Genomic DNA, 19523 nt, shown 5'->3' on the forward strand with positions numbered 1-19523 from the left:
GAGATTCAGAATCCAAATAGCTGAATTTTCGGGAAAAATTAACCATGCAGTCGTGCGGGGGAAAAACCCCTCAAATATTAGTAATTTTTAAAATAGAACCCAGAACAAAACAAATACGAGATACAATTTGGACGTTTCCGCCGCCTCTCTCACGCAAGATATGGTGGAAAAAGAAGCTTTTATCCGGGAGCACAAATTGTCCTTCGCTGGATTCCGATCAGGCTCAAAATCGAATGTCGACCGCCCGTGCTATCCCCCTTTCGGAGCCCCCCCCCCGGCGACTGAGAGGCGGCGCAAATCCGCCCCTCCAAGCAACATCACGCGCCGTCATTAACAACTCAACCAAAGCAAGAACGAACCGGAGACGAATCGCGGACGCAATCCATTTCCCGGTTTGTTCACCGCGATATATTGTGTAATATCAACTTGTGAACCATATGAAACGGTGGATAACCCGGCTTCAGAACCTCAACGGCACCCGGCGTGTTAACCTTTGCCGCCACGCAGAGCGGCGCCAGCGAAGGCGCCGCCAGCAATAAAACAAATGGCTTGGTCAGACGAAGAATTGGCCACCATTGGCCGAAATCGTCGATCCGGTGATGAAACCCGCATCATCCGAGGCCAGAAAAACAACACAGCGCGCAATTTCCTCGGGCTCGCCGAGGCGGCCGACCGGGATTTGCGGAATGATTCGCTCAGTCAGCACCTTCTCCGGAATGGCCCGCACCATCTCCGTGCCGATGTAGCCAGGGCAAATCGCGTTGACGGTAATGCCCTTGGCGGCACCCTCCTGCGCCAAGGCCTTGGTGAAACCGAGATCACCAGACTTGGCCGCCGAGTAATTGACCTGCCCCATCTGGCCCTTCTGGCCGTTGATCGAGGAAATATTGATCACCCGGCCGAAATTGCGGTCACGCATGCCGGTCCAGATCGGATGGGTCATGTTGAAGAGGCCGGTGAGGTTGGTGTCAATGACCGCCCCCCAACTCTCCGGCGTCATCTTGTGGAACATGGCGTCGCGGGTGATGCCGGCGTTGTTGATCAGCACCTCCACAGGCCCGAGTTCATCCACCACCCGCGCAATACCCTTGGTGCACTCAGAGTAGTCGGATACATCCCATTTGTAGGTCGGGATGCCCGTGACTTCGGTGAAAGCCTGTGCCTTCTCGTCATTGCCGGCATAATTTGCCGCAACTTTGTATCCAGCCGCCTTCAAAGCGATGGATATCGCGGCGCCAATACCGCGTGAACCACCGGTGACCAATGCTACTCTGCTCATCCGACTCACTCCCCTGTTATACGATTCTTGTCTCGATGCCGGCGCCCGCCGGGGGCGCGGAACAGCTCTTCCGGCTCTTGCCGTGAAGTTTGCTCCGACCTCAAAGGCCGGAGCGATCCCTTAGCTCCTGATTGTCACATGCGTTCAACGCACATAGCGACACCCATGCCGCCACCGATGCAAAGCGTTGCCAAACCCTTGGAGACGCCGCGGCGTTTCATCTCGAACAGAAGCGTATTCAGCACGCGGGCACCGGATGCGCCGATCGGATGACCGATGGCAATAGCACCGCCGTTGACGTTGACGATCGAGGTATCCCAGCCGAGGTCCTTGTTGACGGCGCAGGCTTGTGCTGCGAACGCCTCATTGGCCTCGACAAGCTCCAGGTCGGCAACCGACCAGCCGGCCTTTTCCAGGGCCTTGCGCGACGCCGGGATCGGGCCGGTGCCCATGATCTGCGGATCGACGCCGGCCGTTGCCCAGGAAACGATACGGGCCAGCGGCTGGATGCCCCGGCGACCGGCTTCCGCCTCGGTCATCAACAATGTTGCGGCGGCACCGTCATTCAGGCCGGAAGCGTTGGCAGCCGTAACGGTACCTTCCTTGTCGAAGGCCGGGCGTAGCTTCGTCATCGAGTCCAGCGTTGCGCCATGACGGATATATTCGTCCTGATCGACCGTCACATCACCTTTGCGGCCCTTGACGATGAACGGAATGATCTCGTTGGCAAAACGTCCGGCCTTCTGGGCCGCTTCCGCCTTGTTCTGAGAGCCCAGCGCAAACACGTCCTGGTCTTCGCGCGAAAGCTGCCACTTCTTGGCAACGTTTTCGGCCGTCGTCCCCATGTGATAGCCGTAGAAGGCATCGGTCAAACCATCCTTGATCATGGTATCGACCATCTTGAAATCGCCCATCTTGACGCCGCCGCGCAGGTGCGCGCAGTGCGGAGCCATCGACATCGACTCCATGCCGCCGGCGACGATGATCTTTGCATCGCCGGTTGCAATCTGCTGCATGCCGAGCGCAACAGCGCGCAGACCCGAGCCGCAGAGCTGGTTCATGCCCCAGGCGGTCGCCTCCTGCGGAATACCGGCCTTCATGGCAGCCTGGCGAGCCGGGTTCTGGCCTTCGCCGGCCGACAGGACCTGGCCAAGAATCACTTCGTCAACTTCGGCTGCCTCGACACCGGCGCGCTCAAGCACGCCCTTGATGACGGCTGCGCCGAGTTCATGGGCTGGCGTATTGGCGAAGGAACCATTGAAAGACCCGACGGCGGTACGACCGGCGCTGGCGATGACGATGGAGGGAGTGCTCATCAGATGTTTCCTCGTTCTTTTTCTCGCAATTGCTAAAGACTGGCAAAGGTCGCCGCGCAAGTCAAACGCCTTGATGCAGCGGCCGCCGTTTCGCTTGGCAAACGGAGCGCGAGGCAAAATTTCGCACCTGCGTCCACGCAACGCACAAAGAGATTGTCAGAAACCGTTTTTTGCGGGTACTCTGAAAAACACAATAAAGACGGGAGCATGGGAGGAGACCCAGATGGCTAAACACGACGGTCAGATCGTTATCAAAAAATATGCCAACCGGAGGCTCTACAATACCGGAACGAGCACCTATGTGACGCTCGACGATCTCGCAGTGATGGTGAAAAAGGGAGAGGAATTCACCGTTCAGGACGCGAAATCAGGCGACGACATCACCCATTCGGTACTGACGCAGATCATTTTCGAGCAGGAATCCAAGACCGGCAACACACTTTTGCCGATCTCGTTCCTGCGCCAGCTGATCTCGTTTTACGGCGACCAGATGCAGATGGTGGTGCCGAGCTACCTCGAACATTCGATGCAGGCCTTTACCGACCAGCAGGTGCAGATGCGCGAGCAGATCAACAAGGCCTTCGGCGATACGCCGCTCGGCAAGAACCTGTCTGTTCCACTGCAACTGGTGGAAGAGCAGGTCAAGCGCAACACCGACATGTTCCATCAGGCCATGCAGATGTTTTCGCCCTTCATGGCGGCAACGCCCGCTGCCAAGGAACCGCGTAAGGCGGAAGCCAAGGACATTGATGAGCTGAAAGAACAGCTACGCGCCTTGCAGACAAAGCTGGAAAATCTCGGCTGACAAGCCTTACGACGCGCGCAGTCTGGAACGGCGCGCGTCGAAGCTCATCAGAGACCGATGGAAACATCCCGCCCTGCCGTGCGCATTGACACGGAAAAGCCGGCAATGACGTCGATGAAGCTGATCGTCATCAGGATGAAGAAGACGTGGGTCGCGGCATTGGCGACCAGCAGAAATTCCACCAGAAACACGATGAACAGAACCATCGACAACAGATGATCCATCAGCGCCTTGGAGCTGATGCGGGTTGCCTTGAGGATTTCGACGAAGAGCAACACCAGCGCGATGACGATCATCAGATCGCCGACGCTCATCGTCCAGACGGCACCGGACAGCATGGTCATCGAGAAGACCGTGTTTTCAAAAACTGCGACACCACCACTTCCCAGGACGCCCATCATTCCAAGATTGTAGAGAATGAACGGCAGGATCAGCAATGGAATGGCGGCAATCATCAGCAATGGCTCCCAGTTTCTCGCGCCAGCCTCTCCGGCCGGGCGTTGATCGATATGTGCCTCACGACGCAACGAGCGTCAAGAAATGGCCGTGGAGCCAGATAGGGCAAGGATCTGGGAAGACTAGGAAAAACGGCCAATACGATACAGCGCAATTCTCCCGGTATGCAGGCAACAGAAAAAGGGCCGGCGAAAAGCCAGCCCCTTCAATAACAGCCTGACGGCACCGCTGATTAAGCGGAAGCCTTCGGGGTCAGAACCTGACGGCCGCGATACATGCCTGTCTTCAGGTCGATGTGGTGCGGGCGGCGCAGTTCGCCGGAGTTCTTGTCTTCGATGTAGGTCGGTGTCTTCAGCGCATCAGCGGAGCGGCGCATGCCACGCTTGGACGGGCTTGTTTTTCTTTTAGGTACAGCCATTTCATACTCCACTTATCGGGCAAAACTCTGTTTCACAGCCAGTCTGTTGGCCGGGAAAAACAGATGTCAATCTCGGAATTTGCCGGGCTTATACATGCCCCACAGGCATTTGACCAGTCCCTGCAGGCATTTTTTCGTAAGCCCTGGCCGGGAAAAGCATCAGGCCTCGTCTTCCGATACGATCCAGGTTTCCTTCAGCGCCGCCGCCTGCCACTTCTGGAAGGCCGGATGGGTCTTCACCGCATCCATGTATTCGAGCGAGACGGGATTACGCGTGAGGTCGTAGACCTCGAAACGATTGACCACCGGCGCAAACATCGCGTCAGCTGCGGTAAAGCGGCCGAACAGAAATGGACCGCCTGAGCGGGCGACGGCCTCGCGCCAGATCGTCTCGATCCGCTCGACATCCTCCAGGACGCCATCCGGCAAATCGATTGCCTGCTTCTCGCGGCGCATGTTCATCGGACACGCATTGCGCAACGCCCGAAAACCGGAGAGCATCTCCATCGAATAGCTGCGGGCAACAGCACGTTCGGCTGCTTCTTTCGGCCAAAGCCCGGCATCCGGAAAAAGCTCGGCGGCATATTCGATGATCGCCAACGATTCCCAGACACGCAGATCACCATGATGCAGGACGGGGACACGGCCGGTCGGAGAGATTTCCTTGAATTTCGGGTTTCCGGCCGGAAAATCGAACGGAATGAGGACATCGTCGAACGGAATGCCACAGGCTTCCAGCGCGAGCCATGGCCGCAGCGACCAGGACGAATAGTTCTTGTTGCCGACATAGAGCGTGAGCTTGGTCATGGCGCATTCCTTAGTGTCTTATATTGAGATTCGAAGACAACGAGTTCCTCGAAATGGTTCATGTCTTCAAACGAGCAAAAAGCCGGAGGATCGAGATCGACGACAGGCGACCGTTCCTTGAGATAGGCCAGTTGCTCCGCTAGCATCTCCTGCCAACGCGGCAGCGCCGGATCAGCAAGCCAGTCGATAATATACGCGAAAGTGATGTGGAACACGTAATCGTCATGATCCGGATGGCGATAGCCAAAAACCCCCGCAAAGGTGTCACGCCATTCGCGCAAGCACTGCCGGTCATCCACACTATCCCCTTCAAGGGTCAGTCCAAGCGGCGTGACCTCGGTAATGCGTGCACGAAAAGGCGAGAGCGGCGCGAAATTCCTCAGCTTGTCGCGAAAGTGGGCCGTCATAACATCGATTGGCGCATCAAGAGCCATATCGGCTGGCCAGTAAGGCGGCTTGCGGCGATATTCGATGATGCCCTGGAAGATTGTCATGTGCAGACTGGAAGCATGCGTGAAGGCGAACTGATCGGCTTCTGGCATCGCCATCAATCGATGGCGCACGGCAAGGATGGCGGCATGGGAAGATGTCCCGGCACTGACATGGGAAACCACGGTGTTGCCGCGCTCTTGTAGGAAACAGCCATCGGCGGCGTAGCGAGTTCCGAAATGTCGCGGCGAGGCACTGTTGGCGCTCCGGGCAAAGGTGAGAAGAGACGGATCAATCGAGACCATAGGATAATCGAGCCTTTTCGAGGATAGCAACGAGGCCCGGATGCCCGAATTTCACAACGTCAGGATGACACCATCCCAAACCGCGCTCCAATGAAAAGGCTTGATCTCACTCATAAAGACATTTGATATATTCACCGGACCGGCTGGCGCGGCGCTCGATCAGCGAGGCGAGGCTGCGCAGACCACGGCCTGGCTTGCCAGCGTTGCGCTCATATGGATTGGGCAGGGATACAGCAAGAAGTGCTGCCTGGCGCTTGGTGAGCTTTGCAGCCGGAACGCCGAAATGATGTTTTGCCGCCGCTTCAGCACCATAGATGCCAGGCCCCCACTCGGCGACGTTGAGATAGAGCTCCATCATCCTCTGTTTGCTCCAGACAAAATCGGACGCCAGCGCCAAAGGCAGTTCCATGCCCTTGCGAATGAAAGAACGGCCATTCCACAAAAACAGGTTCTTTGCCGTCTGCATCGGGATTGTCGAGGCACCACGGGTGGATTCGCCCTCCAGCGCATCATTGACCACGCCGCGCATCTGTCTCCAATCGACGCCGTCGTGAAGACAGAACTGGCCATCCTCCGACATCATCACTGACTGCACGAGATTGGGCGAAATATCCTCGAACGAGACCCACTGGCGATCATAGCCACGCAGCAGCACGAGATCGCGCAGCATCAGCGTCGAAATCGGATGAATGAAGCTCGGCGCATAGAGGATGATCAGAACATAGGGCAATAGGACAATCGCAACGGCGATCAGCAGAATCTGGCGCCAGCGCCGACGCAGGGCCTGCCCCCATCCCCGCGAACGGCTGGACGGCACGTCTTCTTCCTCCCCCCGAGTTTCCGGTACGATGTCCACGCCTGAAACGCCCGCCTGATGATCCATCCAATTTTCATAGAACAACGGCGGATAAAATTGAACGGTTTTCTCGGTAACGCACAGCAAGCCACGCATGCGGTTACAGATATGGTAAAATCCCGTTGCCAGCGGGCGCGCAGTCATGCCAAACAGCGCCGCATGAGCGAGACATCCTTTGAAATCCGCCTGAAGACCAGCGCCGCAGAGATCGAGACCTGCCTGATCGGCATTCTTCACGAAAAACCACAGGCAGACGAGATCGCCCGGCCCGCACCGCTCGTCGCTGCAATGCGCCATGGATTGCTGAACGGAGGCAAGCGGCTGCGCCCATTCCTGGTAATGGAAAGCACGGCATTTCTTCGTGGCGACCGGCAGGCGGCCCTGCGCATCGGCGCAGCACTCGAATGCGTTCACAGCTATTCGCTTGTCCATGACGACCTGCCCGCCATGGACGATGACGATCTCCGCCGCGGTCAGCCGACCGTGCATATCGCCCATGGCGAGGCCAATGCGATCCTTGCTGGCGACAGCCTTTTGACCTTGGCCTTCGATATTATCGCCGCCCCGGAAACCAATCTTACCGACCGGCAGAAGACCGAACTGGTTCTGGCCCTCGCTCGCGCCTCTGGCATCGGCGGCATGGCCGGCGGGCAGGCGCTGGATCTGGCAGCAGAAACATCGGCACCGGACGAGGCGGCAATCGTCACGTTGCAGGCGATGAAGACCGGCGCGCTGATCCGCTTTGCCTGCGAGGCAGGCGCCATCATTGCAGGAAGCAGCGCTGACGAGCGGCGGCTGATGCGCACCTATGGCGAGACGATCGGCCTTGCCTTCCAGCTGGCCGACGACCTGCTTGACCTGACAGCAGACGCCCAGACGATGGGCAAGGCGACCGGCAAGGATGCGGCCCGTGGCAAGGGTACGCTTGTCTCTCTACGCGGTCAGGCCTGGGCGGAAACCCGGCTGGCAGCTCTCGTCGCAGATGCGGCCGTCCTGCTTGAGCCATTCGGCGCACGCGCGGATATTCTCAACGAGACTGCCCGCTTCATCGCCAACCGAAGCCACTGACCCCGACGGCCGGGGATCGGTCTTTCAACGCGAGATTCCACTCCAAACAGACGCTGAAATGCGCTGCACCTGCTTGTCCAGCAGGGAGCATAGTTGCACCTGATATTGCCTCCTCTGTCTTGGATTTATGCACTAATGCATATTCTAAGCTGCTGTAATAAAAGGAATTTTAACTTAGCCTTATTGACAGACAAACCAGCTTGAACTATCCCTCCCGCATCGGGGAGTAGCCACTGCATATCCCTGCAGGATCGTATCAACATGCTTGCGCCCATGCGCATGGTGCGATCGGCCGAGACACTCGGCCCGGCAAGACCGTGGCGTAGATGCCTTGCCGGACAGGCAACAACGCCCGGTTTCCAACGTCCGCTTCGAAAGCCAGTTTCATGTCGCCATTTACCATTGCCGTGCTGGCATTCAGCATGTCTGTCGATGCCTTTGCTGTTGCCGTTGGCCGGGGTGCGGCGATCGGCCGTCCGCAATTCCGCGAAACGATGCGCACCGGTCTCGTCTTCGGCATTATCGAAGCCATTACCCCGATCATCGGCTGGGCGGCCGGCGTTGCCGCCAGTCAGTTTGTCCAGGCGATCGACCACTGGATTGCATTCGGACTGCTTGGAATCGTCGGCATTCACATGATGTATGCCGCGACGCAAAAGAGCGAAGCTGCCGAATCTGCCCATTTGTCCCTGCCCCTTCTGATGGCGACAGCGGTTGGAACCAGCCTCGACGCCATGGCCGTCGGTGTTTCGCTGGCCTTTCTCGACGTCAATATCTTCGTGATTGCAGCCGCCATTGGCTTCGCGACCTTCCTGATGTCTTCTGGCGGCATGCTGGTTGGCCGCCTGATCGGCGAGCGTTTCGGGCGCATCGCCGAGGCTGTTGCAGGTTTTGCCCTGTGCGGCTTGGGGCTTTCCATTTTGATCGAGCATCTTTCGGTCTGAGCCGCATTCGCGAAAATTGTCACCGCAACAAGAATGCGCATTCTCTTTCCATCCGCGCTCAGCATGATAGCGCCCTGCCGCGCTGGAAAACGCGGCATCGGAGATTGCGCATGTCTTACGTTCTGCCCTACCTGCCGCAGCTGATGGTCGCCTGGGGCGCCTATATCATTGCCACCGCTTCGCCGGGGCCGGCGGTCGTCGCCATCATCTCAACCGCAATCAGCCGCGGCCGCAATGCCGGGCTGGCGCTTGCTTTCGGCGTTCTGACGGGTTCCTACACTTGGGCGATGCTGGCTGCCGCGGGGCTTTCGGCGCTGATCAGCACCTATGGCAACGCGCTCTTCGTCCTGAAGATTGCCGGCGGGCTCTATTTGCTCTGGCTGGCCTTCAAGGCCTTGAAGGCTGCGATGCGCAAGGAAACCGAAGCTGCGTTGCCGCTTGAGAAGCAGCCGCCCTCGCTGCGCCGCCTTTACTTCAAAGGTCTTGGCATCCACCTGACCAACCCCAAGGCGATCTTTTCCTGGCTGACATTGGTTTCGCTCGGCACGCCGCAGGACGCGCCGCATGTCATGCTCGTCCTGATTGGCGGCTGCATGGTGCTCGGCATCATCATTTTCATGGGCTTTGCGTTGCTGTTCTCAATCGAACCCGTGCACCGTGGCTACAAGAAGTCACGCCGCTGGATCGAGGGCGCCATGGCGGGCTTCTTTGCCTTCGCAGGCTTGAAGCTTCTGACGGTGAAGCTGTAGCCTATTCGGCTGCCGCCTGGCCCTGACCGAAGCGCTTCTCGATATAGTCTCCGACAAGCGTCTCGAAATCACCCGCAATATTGGTGCCGCGAATGGTCAGCGCCTTCTTGCCGTCGATATAGACCGGGGCTGCCGGAAGCTCGCCGGTGCCTGGCAGCGAGATGCCGATATCGGCATGCTTGCTTTCACCGGGGCCATTGACGATGCAGCCCATGACCGCGACCTTGAGGCCTTCGACACCCGGATACTTTTCGCGCCAGACCGGCATGTTGCGGCGGATGTCACCTTCGATCTTCTGGGCCAGCTCCTGGAAAACCGTAGACGTGGTGCGCCCGCAGCCCGGACAGGCAGCAACGACCGGAATGAATTGGCGGAAACCCATAACCTGCAGCAGCTCCTGCGCCACCTGCACCTCTCGGGTACGGTCGCCGCCCGGCTCCGGGGTCAGTGAAATACGGATCGTGTCACCGATGCCTTGCTGCATCAGAATGCCAAGCGATGCCGCGGAAGACACGATACCCTTCGACCCCATGCCGGCCTCGGTCAGGCCGAGATGCAGCGCATGATCGGAGCGGGAAGACAGCATTGCATAGCAGGCGATCAAATCCTGAACGTTCGAAACCTTGGCGGACAGGATGATGCGGTTGCGCGGCAGGCCGATTTCCTCGGCAAGCTCAGCCGAAATCAGCGCCGACTGGACGATGGTTTCGCGCATCACTTGGCTGGCCGTCAGCGGAAAGCCGTTGGCCTGGTTGTCGTCCATCATCTTGGTCAGGAGTTCCTGATCGAGCGAACCCCAGTTGACGCCGATGCGCACCGGTTTGTCAAACTGGATGGCCCGCTCGATGATCTCGGCGAACTGTTTGTCCTTCTTGGCCTTGAAACCAACGTTGCCCGGATTGATGCGGTATTTCGCCAGAGCCTCGGCGCAGGCCGGATGGTCGGCCAGCAGCTTGTGGCCGATATAATGGAAATCGCCGATCAGCGGCACGTCGAGACCGAGGCGCTCCAGCCGCTCGCGGATCTTCGGCACGGCGGCAGCACTTTCGTCGCGATCGACGGTGATGCGCACAAGCTCTGAGCCCGCGCGGTGGAGGGCAGCCACCTGAGCGACGGTCGCATCTATGTCGGCTGTGTCGGTATTGGTCATCGACTGCACGACCACAGGCGCAGAACCTCCGACAATCACCCCGCCAACATCGACGGCGACGGAGGCCCTGCGGGGTTGCGGTTCGTAATCGAAGGCGGAAGACATGAAAGCCCCTTGCACGTGCTGTTGCGGCGACTTTCCCTGAGGTGGATGAGGAAAGCCGCCTTGTCAACGGCAACATCATTCATTGACGGCGAATTGATGTCAGACCGCCGTCAATGATGATCAGTCGTGCCCCTTCGGATCGGCATGCACAGCGTGATGTGACAGCGCCAGAACGACGATGAACAGGATCGGCACGCAGGTGAAGATGATCGAGAAACCGGTATGCTCCGCGACAAAGCCGATCAGCGACGGTGCAAACAGCATGCCGGAATAGCCCATGAACGTTGCGACCGAAAGCCCGATGCCCGGCGCTAGGCCCGGCATGTTGCCAGCGGCGGAGAAAGCAATCGGCACCATGTTGGAAATGCCGACACCAGCAAGCGCAAAGCCGAGAATAGCCAACGGGGCATTCGGTGCCATGCCGGCAAGCACGAGGCCGACGAGGGCTGTCAGCGTGCACACGCGCAGGGTTTTAACCCCACCGAAGCGGTCGCGCACGTGGTCTCCGGCAAAGCGCATGATCGCCATCGTGGCAGAGAAAGCGGCAAAGCCGAAACCAGACATTGCGACGGATGCGCCGAGTTCGTTGCGCAGGTAGAGTGCACCCCAATCCAGTACCGTGCCTTCCGGTACCATCGAGAACAGGGCCACCAGGCCGATCAGCCAGGGCAGCGGATTGGATGGCAACCGCAGTTTCTGTTTGGCGACATCCGGATGCGGTTGATCGGCGAGGATCATCGGCCAGGCGACGGCGAGCACCGAAAGGCAGACAACAGTGACGAGAATGGCATGCACATAGACGCCGAAATGCGCCATGACCAGACCGCCGCTGGCAGCACCGATCAAGCCGCCAAGGCTCCAATAGGCATGGCAGGACGACATGATCGCCCGGCGCATCGATTTCTCGACTTCGACCGCATTGGCATTCATCGCAACGTCCATGGCGCCAACGAAACCGCCGAGCAGGAGCATGCCGATAACAGCCGTCCCGACATTGGGAAGAAGCGTCAAAAGCAGAAGCATCGGCGACAGCATGATCGCCGTCACCTTCACCACCTTCTGCGACCCCATGCGGGCAATAAAGCCGCCGGCAATTGGCATCAGCACCAGCGAACCGATACCGAAGGCGAGGATCAAAAGACCAAGCACGCTTTCGCTGATGCCAAGCCTGTCCTTGAATTCCGGGATTTTCGGCGCCCAGCTGCCAGTCACGAAGCCGTTCATCAGGAACAGCAGCGAGACGGCAAGCCGGCTCTTCGGCATATAGCCTTGCCGGACGGCGGCCTGTGGTCGGTTGATACTATGCTGATCCATGGTCTTTTCCTGTAGAATCCGGTGGTGGCGTCAGGCCGTGATTTCGATAGGGTTGCCGTCGGGGTCGCTGAGGACCGCCTCGTAGAAGCCGTCACCCGTCATGCGGGCTGGAGACAGAAGGATGCCCGATGCCGCCGCTTTTGTTGCCAAGGCATCGACAGCCTCGCGGCTGCCGAGCGACAAGGCAAGATGCGCATAACCTTGGCGCTCTTCCTGCCCGTCCTGCAGCGTCACCCAAGGCCCTTGCATGACCTCGACCGACGGTCCGTCCTTGAGATAAAGGAACCGCGAGGAGAACCCGGGCCGGCGGGCGCTTTCATAAAGGTCTCCGACGATCGCGCCAAAAGTCTCGGCCCAGAAGCGGCAGAGGCGATCGAGGTCTGTCGTCCAAAGGGCGATATGGGCAATCCTCATGGTCTGGTCTCTCCTGCATGAACAACGGCCACACCGGCCGTGCTGTAAATATCCGCAGTGTCGGCGGGTGCATCGTGCTCGACGATCAGCGTCGTGCATTCGCGCGTTGTGATGACCGCATGTGGCGCGGATGTGCCGAGCTTGTCATTGGTTACAGCAGCCAAAACAGCGGCGCTGTTGCGCGCCACGAGCCGTTTGAATTCCGCGTCTTCATATTCGAATACGGTCAGGCCGGCATTGATATCGACGCCGCAGGCACCGAGAATGCAGAGATCCGGCCGCAGCGCCTCGACATCGCGCTGCGCCTTCGCGCCGATCGCGGCACCGACCAGCCTGTCGATCTTTCCACCGATGAGAATGATATTAATGCCGGGCTTTTCCATCAGTGCCGCTGCGATCAGCGGGGTGTTGGTCGCTGCCGTCAGCTCAATCCCTGCAGGAAGCGCCTGGGCGATTGCCAGATTGGTGGAGCTGGCATCGAAAAACACGGTCATACCGGACTTGATGACACCAACAGCAGAGGCGGCAAGCGCCGCCTTGCGCTCGGTCGCCAGACCAACGCGCTGGGTGAGCGTGGTGCCACCGGGAGAGACCGGAAGAGCGCCGCCATAGACCCTCTCGCACAGGCCTGCGGCGGCAAGCTCGCGCAGGTCCCTGCGGATAGTGTCCTCGGAAACGTTGAATTCCTGAGCCAGATCGATCGCCAGCACACGGCCGGACAGCCGAAGGCGATCCTGAATGAGGCTCTGTCTCTGTTTTAGAAGCAGCTCAGTCTGCACGGAAAACCCAATCATGCATAAACAAGTATCAATCGGCACAAACGTGCATAAAGGCAATTCTGTGGAATTTCAATCGATTTATATGGTGTCGGAGAAAAATCAGCGGCCAAGCGCCACAAAAATCAGCATCTCGCCTTGAATTTGGGCTGTCTCGGCCAAATTTGCGTTGAAACGGCTTCAAAATGAGAAAAACCTTCCGCTATTGCAGCGCACAATTGAAGTTTTGTGCGCTGTCTTGCATCCAGCCATATGCGAATGTCCTCCCACGCCGGCACACAACAGGCCGGACCAGAAAGATGGAAAAAGACAATGAAATTGGTTCCCACACTTCTCGCTGCTGCTGCATTCGTTCAGCTGGTCTCGTTCAGCTCGGCCCATGCCGGTGAAAACCTTGAGGCAATCAAGTCGGCTGGCGCGCTGAAGATTGGCACGGAAGGCACCTACGCACCCTTCACCTATCACGACGAAAGCGGCAAGCTGGTCGGCTTCGACGTTGAAATCGGTGAAGCTGTTGCCAAGAAGCTGGGCGTCAAGGCCGAATTCCTCGAAGGCAAGTGGGATGGCCTGATCGCCGGTCTCGATGCAAACCGCTATGACGCCGTGATCAACCAGGTCGGCATCACCGAAGAACGCAAGAAGAAGTACGATTTCTCCGAGCCCTATATCGCTTCAAAGGCCGTGCTGATCGTCAAGTCAGATAATGCCGACATCAAGGATTTCCCGGACCTGAAGGGTAAGAACGCCGCTCAGTCGCTGTCCAGCAATTTCGGCAAGATCGCGCAGGCAGCCGGCGCCGAACTCGTCGGCACCGACGGTTTCGACCAGTCGATCCAACTGGTTCTCACTGGCCGCGCCGATGCAACGGTCAACGACAGCCTGTCCTTCCTCGATTTCAAGAAGAAGAAGCCGGATGCGCCGGTGAAGATCGCCGCCGAGCAAGCCAATGCCGACTTTTCCGGCATCATCGTCCGCAAGGGCGAGCCTGAGCTTCTGGAAGCCATCAACAAGGCACTGGTCGATATCAGGGCTGACGGCACCTATGACGCGATATCGCAGAAGTATTTCGGCGCAGACGTTTCAAAATAACCTTTGAAACGGGGCGGTCGAACAGGTTTCGCCGCAACCACGTCTGAACTATAAGTCATGATCCGTTCCGGCATCCGGGGCGGATCATGACGTTTGAAAGGCCCGCCCGTGCCCCCTTGGCTCCAACTGATGCTCGATTCGCTCTGGCCCCTCCTGCGAGCCGGGCTGATCTTCACGATTCCGCTCACGCTGCTCTCCTTCACATTCGGGCTGGCGCTTGGCTTGCTGACAGCGGTCGTGCGGCTATTCGGTCCGAGACCGCTGGTGGCCGTGGCGCGGTTTTATGTCTGGGTCATTCGCGGTACGCCGCTGCTGGTCCAGCTCTTCGTCATTTTCTATGGCCTGCCGAGCCTCGGTATCCTGCTCGACGCCTTCCCGGCTGCGCTCATCGGCTTCACGCTGAACATCGGCGCCTACACATCCGAAATCATCCGCGCCGTCATCTCCTCGGTGCCGCGCGGCCAATGGGAAGCCGCCTATTCGATCGGCATGAGCTGGAGCCAGGCAATGCGCCGCACCATCCTGCCACAGGCCGCCCGCGTTGCGGTGCCGCCCTTGTCGAACACGTTCATTTCGCTGGTGAAGGACACGTCGCTCGCCGCCGCCATCACGGTGCCGGAGCTGTTCCAGACGGCGCAGCGCATCGTCGCCACCACCTATGAACCGCTGATCCTCTATATCGAGGCGGCACTGCTCTATCTGGCGCTGAGTTCCGTTCTCTCCACACTGCAGGTCCGGCTGGAAAAACGCTTCGCCCGCTATGGCGGCTTCCTGGAGGCGCGCACATGATCGAGCTCACCCATCTTGAAAAGCGTTTTGGCGACAACGTCGTCCTGAAGGATATCAGCGTCACCATAGCTGAGGGCACCGTGACAGCACTGGTCGGCCCGTCCGGTGGCGGCAAGAGCACTCTGCTGCGCTGCGTCAACCTGCTGGAAACGCCCACGGCCGGCACCATCAGGATTGGCGCGGAACAGATCACGTTTGAGCCCAACAAGAAGACCGGCTGGGACGCTATCCAGCGCCTGCGCCGCCAGACCGGCATGGTCTTCCAGAATTTTCAGCTTTTCCCGCACCAGACCGCCATCGAAAACGTCATGGAAGGGCTGGTCACGGTTCTGAAATGGCCGAAGGAAAAGTCGAAGGCCAGGGCGTTGGAACTGCTCGAAAAGGTCGGCATGTCCCACAAGGCCGACGCCTGGCCGGCAACGCTTTCCGGCGGCCAGCAGCAGCGCGTGGCGATCGCCCGGGCGCTCGCCCCTTCACCGCGCGTCCTGCTCTGCGACGAGCCGACATCCGCGCTCGATCCGGAACTGGCGGAAGAAGTCGTTGAAGTGCTCAATCGCCTTGCCGCCGAAGGCACGACAATGATTATGGCCACCCATGACCTGCGCCTCGCCTCGAAGGTCGCGGATCAGGTCCTGTTCCTTGACGGCGGCCTGATCGTCGAAAGCGGCGCACCGAGAAACATCTTCCAGACGCCGGAACGGGAACGCACCAAGAAGTTCATCTCTTCGCTGAGTGCCGGGAATAGCTACGATATTTGAAAACGGATTACAGCATCTTCAAGAGATTGGCCGGGTCGTCCGGCCAATCCAAGCCCGCCGGTTATTCCGCGAACTTCAAGAGAACCGTCGCCGATGATGTGTGGCAACTGAGGAGGCCCGCAAGAGGCCTCCTCTCAACCGTTCATCAGGCGCCGTAGACGATCAACAAATCCTTGGTATCGATCTGGTCGCCGGTCTTGACGAGGACTTCGGCGATGGTGCCGTCCTTTTCCGCGTGCAGCGCTGTTTCCATCTTCATTGCTTCGATGGAGAGCAGAACGTCACCAGACTTCACTGTCTGGCCGGCCGTGACGGACACCGTCGAGATAACGCCCGGCATAGGCGCGCCGAGATGGGCGGCGTTGGTCAGATCAGCCTTGCGGCGAGCGGTGCTGGAGGCGGCGCGGTTACGATCCGGAACCTTGATCAGGCGCGGCTGACCGTTGATCTCGAAGAACACCTTGACCATCGCCTGCTCGTCCGGCTCGCTCATGGCCTGATGCTGGACGACCAGCGAGACCCCCTTCTCAAGCTCCGGCAGCAGTTCTTCGCCCGCCGAAAGCCCATAGAAATAGGCTGGCGTCGGCAGCACGCTGACCGGGCCGTAGGTGTCCGCCGCCAGTGCGTAGTCGGTGAAGACCTTTGGATACATCAGGTACGAGGCAAACTCGTAATCGCTGACGGTGCGCTCCAGCTTGGTTTCGATCGCCTTGCGCTCGGCATCAAGGTCGGCATCTGCAAGCAACGAACCCGGGCGCTCCGTATAGGCCTTTTCGCCCTTCAGCGCCTTTTCCTGCAGCGCCTTCGGCCATCCGCCCGGAGGCTGACCAAGATCACCCTTCAGCATCGACACGACCGATTCCGGAAAGGACACATCCTTGGCCGGGTTTTTCACATCGGCAACCGTCAGGTCCTGGGAGACCATCATCAATGCCATGTCGCCGACAACCTTGGAGGACGGCGTTACCTTGACGATATCGCCGAACATCTGGTTGGCATCGGCATAGGCCTGCGCAACCTGGTGCCAGCGGGTTTCGAGGCCGAGCGACCGGGCCTGTTCCTTGAGATTGGTGAACTGGCCACCTGGCATTTCATGCAGGTAGACCTCGGATGCAGGCCCTTTGAGGTCGCTTTCGAAGGCAGCATACTGGTTGCGCACGGCCTCCCAATAGAACGAAATGCGGCGAATCCATTCCGGATCGAGGCCCGGATCACGCTCGGAGCCGCGCAGAGCCTCGACGATCGAGCCGAGGCAAGGCTGCGAGGTATTGCCGGAAAAGGCATCCATCGCCGCATCGACGACATCGACACCAGCGTCCACGGCAGCAAGAACAGTCGCAGCAGAAATGCCCGATGTATCATGCGTGTGGAAATGGATCGGCAGATCGGTTGCCTCGCGCAGCGCCTTGAACAGCACCGTCGCAGCTGCCGGCTTCAGCAGCCCGGCCATATCCTTCAGCGCAATCATGTGGGCACCCGCCCGCTCAAGCTCGGTAGCAAGCGCTGTATAGTATTTCAGGTCGTATTTCGGGCGGGCCGAATTGAGGATATCGCCGGTATAGCAGATCGCCGCTTCGCAGATCTTGTTCTCTTCGGCGACCGCATCCATCGACACGCGCATGTTGTCGACCCAGTTCAAGCAATCGAACACGCGGAAGACATCGATGCCCCCCTTCGCCGCTTGGCGGACGAAGTATTTGACGACATTGTCGGGGTAGTTCTTGTAGCCAACGCCATTGGCGCCGCGCAGAAGCATCTGCAGAAGCAGGTTCGGCGCATCTTCGCGCACCTTTGCAAGACGCTCCCACGGATCTTCTGTCAGGAAGCGCATTGACACGTCGAAGGTGGCGCCGCCCCAGCATTCCAGCGAGAACAGGTTCGGCAGAGCGCGAGCGTAGGTGCCGGCAATGCGGGCGATATCATAGGTGCGCACGCGGGTCGCGAGCAGCGACTGATGACCGTCGCGCATGGTCGTATCGGTCAGAAGCACACGCTTTTCGGCGCGCACCCATTCGGCGAACTTCTTCGGTCCAAGCGCATCGAGCTTCTGCTTGGTTCCATCGACGATCGCACCCTGGATGCGGGGAATGACAGGCTTTGCGGCATCGGCACTCGGCTTCGGCCGGCCCTTGGCTTCCGGGTGGCCGTTGACGGTAACGTCGGCGAGATAGGTCAGCAGCTTGGTGGCGCGGTCCTGGCGCTTGACCTGCTGGAACAGTTCCGGCGTCGTATCAATGAACCGGGTGGTGTAGGTGTTATCCTTGAACTTCGGATGCGTGATGATCGCCTCGAGGAAGGTCAGGTTTGTCGCAACGCCGCGAATGCGGAATTCGCGCAACGCGCGATCCATGCGGGCGATGGTTTCCTGCGGGCTCGGCGACCATGCGGTCACTTTTACCAAGAGCGGATCGTAATAGCGTGTGATGACGGCACCCGGATAAGCCGTGCCCCCGTCCAGACGGATGCCGAAGCCAGACGCCGAACGGTAGCCGGTGATGCGGCCGTAATCCGGAATGAAGTTCTGCTCGGGATCTTCCGTGGTGATCCGGCACTGCAGGGCATGGCCGTTAAGCCGAATGTCTTCCTGTTTGGGCACGCCCGATTCCGGCGTGCCGATGGCAAAGCCATCGAGGATATGGATCTGCGCTTTGACGATATCGATGCCGGTGACGACTTCGGTGACCGTGTGCTCGACCTGAATGCGCGGATTGACTTCGATGAAGTAGAATTTGCCCGAGTCCATATCCATCAGATATTCGACCGTGCCAGCGCCGATATAGTTCGTTGCCTTGGCAATGCTGGTCGAATAGTTGGCCAGCTCCTGGCGCTGCTCATCCGTCAGATACGGAGCCGGTGCACGCTCGACGACCTTCTGGTTGCGGCGCTGAACCGAACAGTCGCGCTCGAACAGATGCACGACATTGCCATGGGTATCGCCGAGAACCTGGCTTTCGACGTGGCGTGCGCGTTCGACCAGCTTTTCGAGATAAACCTCGTCCTTGCCGAACGCTGCCATCGCCTCGCGCTTGGCTTCCGTCACTTCGCGGGCGAGATCTTTCGGATCGCGGATAGCGCGCATGCCGCGGCCACCGCCGCCCCACGAGGCTTTGAGCATGATGGGATAGCCTATTTCCTTGGCCATCTTTGCAACTGTTGCCATGTCATCAGGAAGCGGCTCGGTGGCAGGCACGACCGGCACGCCGATTTCGATGGCGAGATTGCGCGCGGCCACCTTGTTGCCGAGGCGGCGCATGGTGTCACCGGTCGGGCCGATGAAGATAATGCCTGCTGCCTTGCAGGCATCAACGAATTCGGGGCTCTCGGACAAGAGACCGTAGCCGGGGTGGATTGCATCGGCGCCTGACAGCTTGGCAACGCGAATGATTTCCTCGATCGACAGATAGCTTTCGATCGGCCCGAGATCACGGGCAAGATGCGGCCCGCGCCCGACCTGATAACTCTCGTCCGCCTTGAACCGGTGAAGCGCCAGCTTGTCCTCTTCCGCCCATATCGCAACCGTTTTTATTCCCAGTTCGTTTGCAGCGCGAAAGACGCGAATGGCAATTTCAGACCGGTTGGCGACAAGGATTTTTGAGATGGGCAAGTCGGACTCCTCAAGACTTGAAACACGGTAATGCTGCACCGCGAAAAGAATTATTAGCGTTTCATGACTTGAAGTTCAATTTCAGAGTGACG

At 59.0% G+C, this 19523-nt stretch carries 19 protein-coding genes and 1 riboswitch; of the genes, 7 read left to right on the top strand and 12 right to left on the bottom strand.

The genetic code is table 11. The features are described 5' to 3' along the window. Positions 1-553 precede the first annotated feature (553 nt). Both phbB and R6X40_RS15865 read right to left on the bottom strand, forming a co-directional pair. Positions 554-1279 (bottom strand): acetoacetyl-CoA reductase, encoded by a 726-nt coding sequence (gene phbB, locus R6X40_RS15860; protein ID WP_318414756.1) that lies wholly within the window; start codon positions 1277-1279, stop codon positions 554-556. Between the two features lie 134 nt (positions 1280-1413). Next, positions 1414-2595, bottom strand: coding sequence for an acetyl-CoA C-acetyltransferase (locus tag R6X40_RS15865; RefSeq protein ID WP_318414757.1), 1182 nt, complete (start codon positions 2593-2595; stop codon positions 1414-1416). 223 nt (positions 2596-2818) lie between these two features. Here R6X40_RS15865 and phaR point away from each other — a divergent pair, with 223 nt between their 5' ends. After that, positions 2819-3400 (top strand): polyhydroxyalkanoate synthesis repressor PhaR, encoded by a 582-nt coding sequence (phaR, locus tag R6X40_RS15870; protein WP_318414758.1) that lies wholly within the window; start codon positions 2819-2821, stop codon positions 3398-3400. Positions 3401-3447: 47 nt separating this feature from the next. Here phaR and R6X40_RS15875 read toward each other — a convergent pair whose 3' ends face one another. The 5 genes from R6X40_RS15875 to mtgA all read right to left on the bottom strand — a co-directional run bounded on the left by R6X40_RS15875 (position 3448) and on the right by mtgA (position 6698). After that, positions 3448-3855 carry a hypothetical protein gene (locus R6X40_RS15875; RefSeq protein WP_318414759.1) on the bottom strand — a complete coding sequence of 136 codons (408 nt, stop codon included), beginning with the start codon at positions 3853-3855 and terminating at the stop codon, positions 3448-3450. Positions 3856-4088: 233 nt separating this feature from the next. Continuing rightward, complete coding sequence (gene rpmF, locus R6X40_RS15880) at positions 4089-4274, bottom strand: 50S ribosomal protein L32 (protein WP_037097119.1); 186 nt, start codon at positions 4272-4274, stop codon at positions 4089-4091. Positions 4275-4433: 159 nt separating this feature from the next. After that, positions 4434-5081 (bottom strand): glutathione S-transferase family protein, encoded by a 648-nt coding sequence (locus R6X40_RS15885; protein ID WP_318414760.1) that lies wholly within the window; start codon positions 5079-5081, stop codon positions 4434-4436. Continuing rightward, complete coding sequence (locus R6X40_RS15890; protein WP_318414761.1) at positions 5078-5815, bottom strand: DUF1868 domain-containing protein; 738 nt, start codon at positions 5813-5815, stop codon at positions 5078-5080. The genes R6X40_RS15885 and R6X40_RS15890 overlap by 4 nt, the downstream gene beginning before the upstream one ends. Before the next feature lie 106 nt (positions 5816-5921). Beyond that, positions 5922-6698: a monofunctional biosynthetic peptidoglycan transglycosylase gene (gene mtgA / locus R6X40_RS15895; protein WP_318414762.1), complete on the bottom strand. Its 777-nt coding sequence runs from the start codon at positions 6696-6698 to the stop codon at positions 5922-5924. A 132-nt stretch (positions 6699-6830) separates the two neighbouring features. On the opposite strand from mtgA, the gene R6X40_RS15900 reads away from it, so the two are divergent. The 3 genes from R6X40_RS15900 (at position 6831) to R6X40_RS15910 (ending at position 9432) form a co-directional block, all read left to right on the top strand. Next, positions 6831-7739, top strand: coding sequence for a farnesyl diphosphate synthase (locus R6X40_RS15900; protein ID WP_318414763.1), 909 nt, complete (start codon positions 6831-6833; stop codon positions 7737-7739). A 209-nt stretch (positions 7740-7948) separates the two neighbouring features. After that, a riboswitch (yybP-ykoY riboswitch) is annotated at positions 7949-8046 on the top strand. A gap of 79 nt (positions 8047-8125) precedes the next feature. After that, a complete protein-coding gene (locus tag R6X40_RS15905; protein ID WP_318414764.1) occupies positions 8126-8683 on the top strand; it encodes a manganese efflux pump MntP family protein in 558 nt (185 codons plus the stop codon). Positions 8684-8793: 110 nt separating this feature from the next. Beyond that, positions 8794-9432 carry a LysE family translocator gene (locus R6X40_RS15910; protein WP_318414765.1) on the top strand — a complete coding sequence of 213 codons (639 nt, stop codon included), beginning with the start codon at positions 8794-8796 and terminating at the stop codon, positions 9430-9432. Position 9433: 1 nt separating this feature from the next. Here R6X40_RS15910 and ispG read toward each other — a convergent pair whose 3' ends face one another. The 4 genes from ispG to R6X40_RS15930 form a co-directional block, all read right to left on the bottom strand. Next, complete coding sequence (ispG, locus tag R6X40_RS15915) at positions 9434-10687, bottom strand: flavodoxin-dependent (E)-4-hydroxy-3-methylbut-2-enyl-diphosphate synthase (protein WP_318414766.1); 1254 nt, start codon at positions 10685-10687, stop codon at positions 9434-9436. Positions 10688-10807: 120 nt separating this feature from the next. Next, entirely contained in the window at positions 10808-12001 is a 1194-nt protein-coding gene (locus tag R6X40_RS15920; protein ID WP_318414767.1) for an MFS transporter, read from the bottom strand. 30 nt (positions 12002-12031) lie between these two features. Further along, positions 12032-12415: a VOC family protein gene (locus R6X40_RS15925; RefSeq protein WP_318414768.1), complete on the bottom strand. Its 384-nt coding sequence runs from the start codon at positions 12413-12415 to the stop codon at positions 12032-12034. Continuing rightward, positions 12412-13209 (bottom strand): DeoR/GlpR family DNA-binding transcription regulator, encoded by a 798-nt coding sequence (locus tag R6X40_RS15930; RefSeq protein ID WP_318414769.1) that lies wholly within the window; start codon positions 13207-13209, stop codon positions 12412-12414. Before R6X40_RS15930 ends, R6X40_RS15925 begins: the two co-directional genes overlap by 4 nt. A gap of 294 nt (positions 13210-13503) precedes the next feature. On the opposite strand from R6X40_RS15930, the gene R6X40_RS15935 reads away from it, so the two are divergent. From R6X40_RS15935 to R6X40_RS15945, 3 genes are all read left to right on the top strand, one after another. Then, a complete protein-coding gene (locus tag R6X40_RS15935; protein ID WP_318414770.1) occupies positions 13504-14280 on the top strand; it encodes an amino acid ABC transporter substrate-binding protein in 777 nt (258 codons plus the stop codon). Between the two features lie 108 nt (positions 14281-14388). Beyond that, positions 14389-15069 (top strand): amino acid ABC transporter permease, encoded by a 681-nt coding sequence (locus R6X40_RS15940; protein WP_318414771.1) that lies wholly within the window; start codon positions 14389-14391, stop codon positions 15067-15069. Next, complete coding sequence (locus R6X40_RS15945) at positions 15066-15827, top strand: amino acid ABC transporter ATP-binding protein (RefSeq protein ID WP_318414772.1); 762 nt, start codon at positions 15066-15068, stop codon at positions 15825-15827. Before R6X40_RS15940 ends, R6X40_RS15945 begins: the two co-directional genes overlap by 4 nt. 145 nt (positions 15828-15972) lie before the next feature. On the opposite strand, the gene pyc is transcribed toward R6X40_RS15945, so the two are convergent. Then, positions 15973-19431 carry a pyruvate carboxylase gene (gene pyc / locus R6X40_RS15950; protein WP_318414773.1) on the bottom strand — a complete coding sequence of 1153 codons (3459 nt, stop codon included), beginning with the start codon at positions 19429-19431 and terminating at the stop codon, positions 15973-15975. Positions 19432-19523 lie beyond the last annotated feature (92 nt).

It is taken from the genome of Rhizobium sp. PL01, assembly GCF_033447125.1.
In the GTDB taxonomy this organism is placed as follows: domain Bacteria; phylum Pseudomonadota; class Alphaproteobacteria; order Rhizobiales; family Rhizobiaceae; genus Pararhizobium.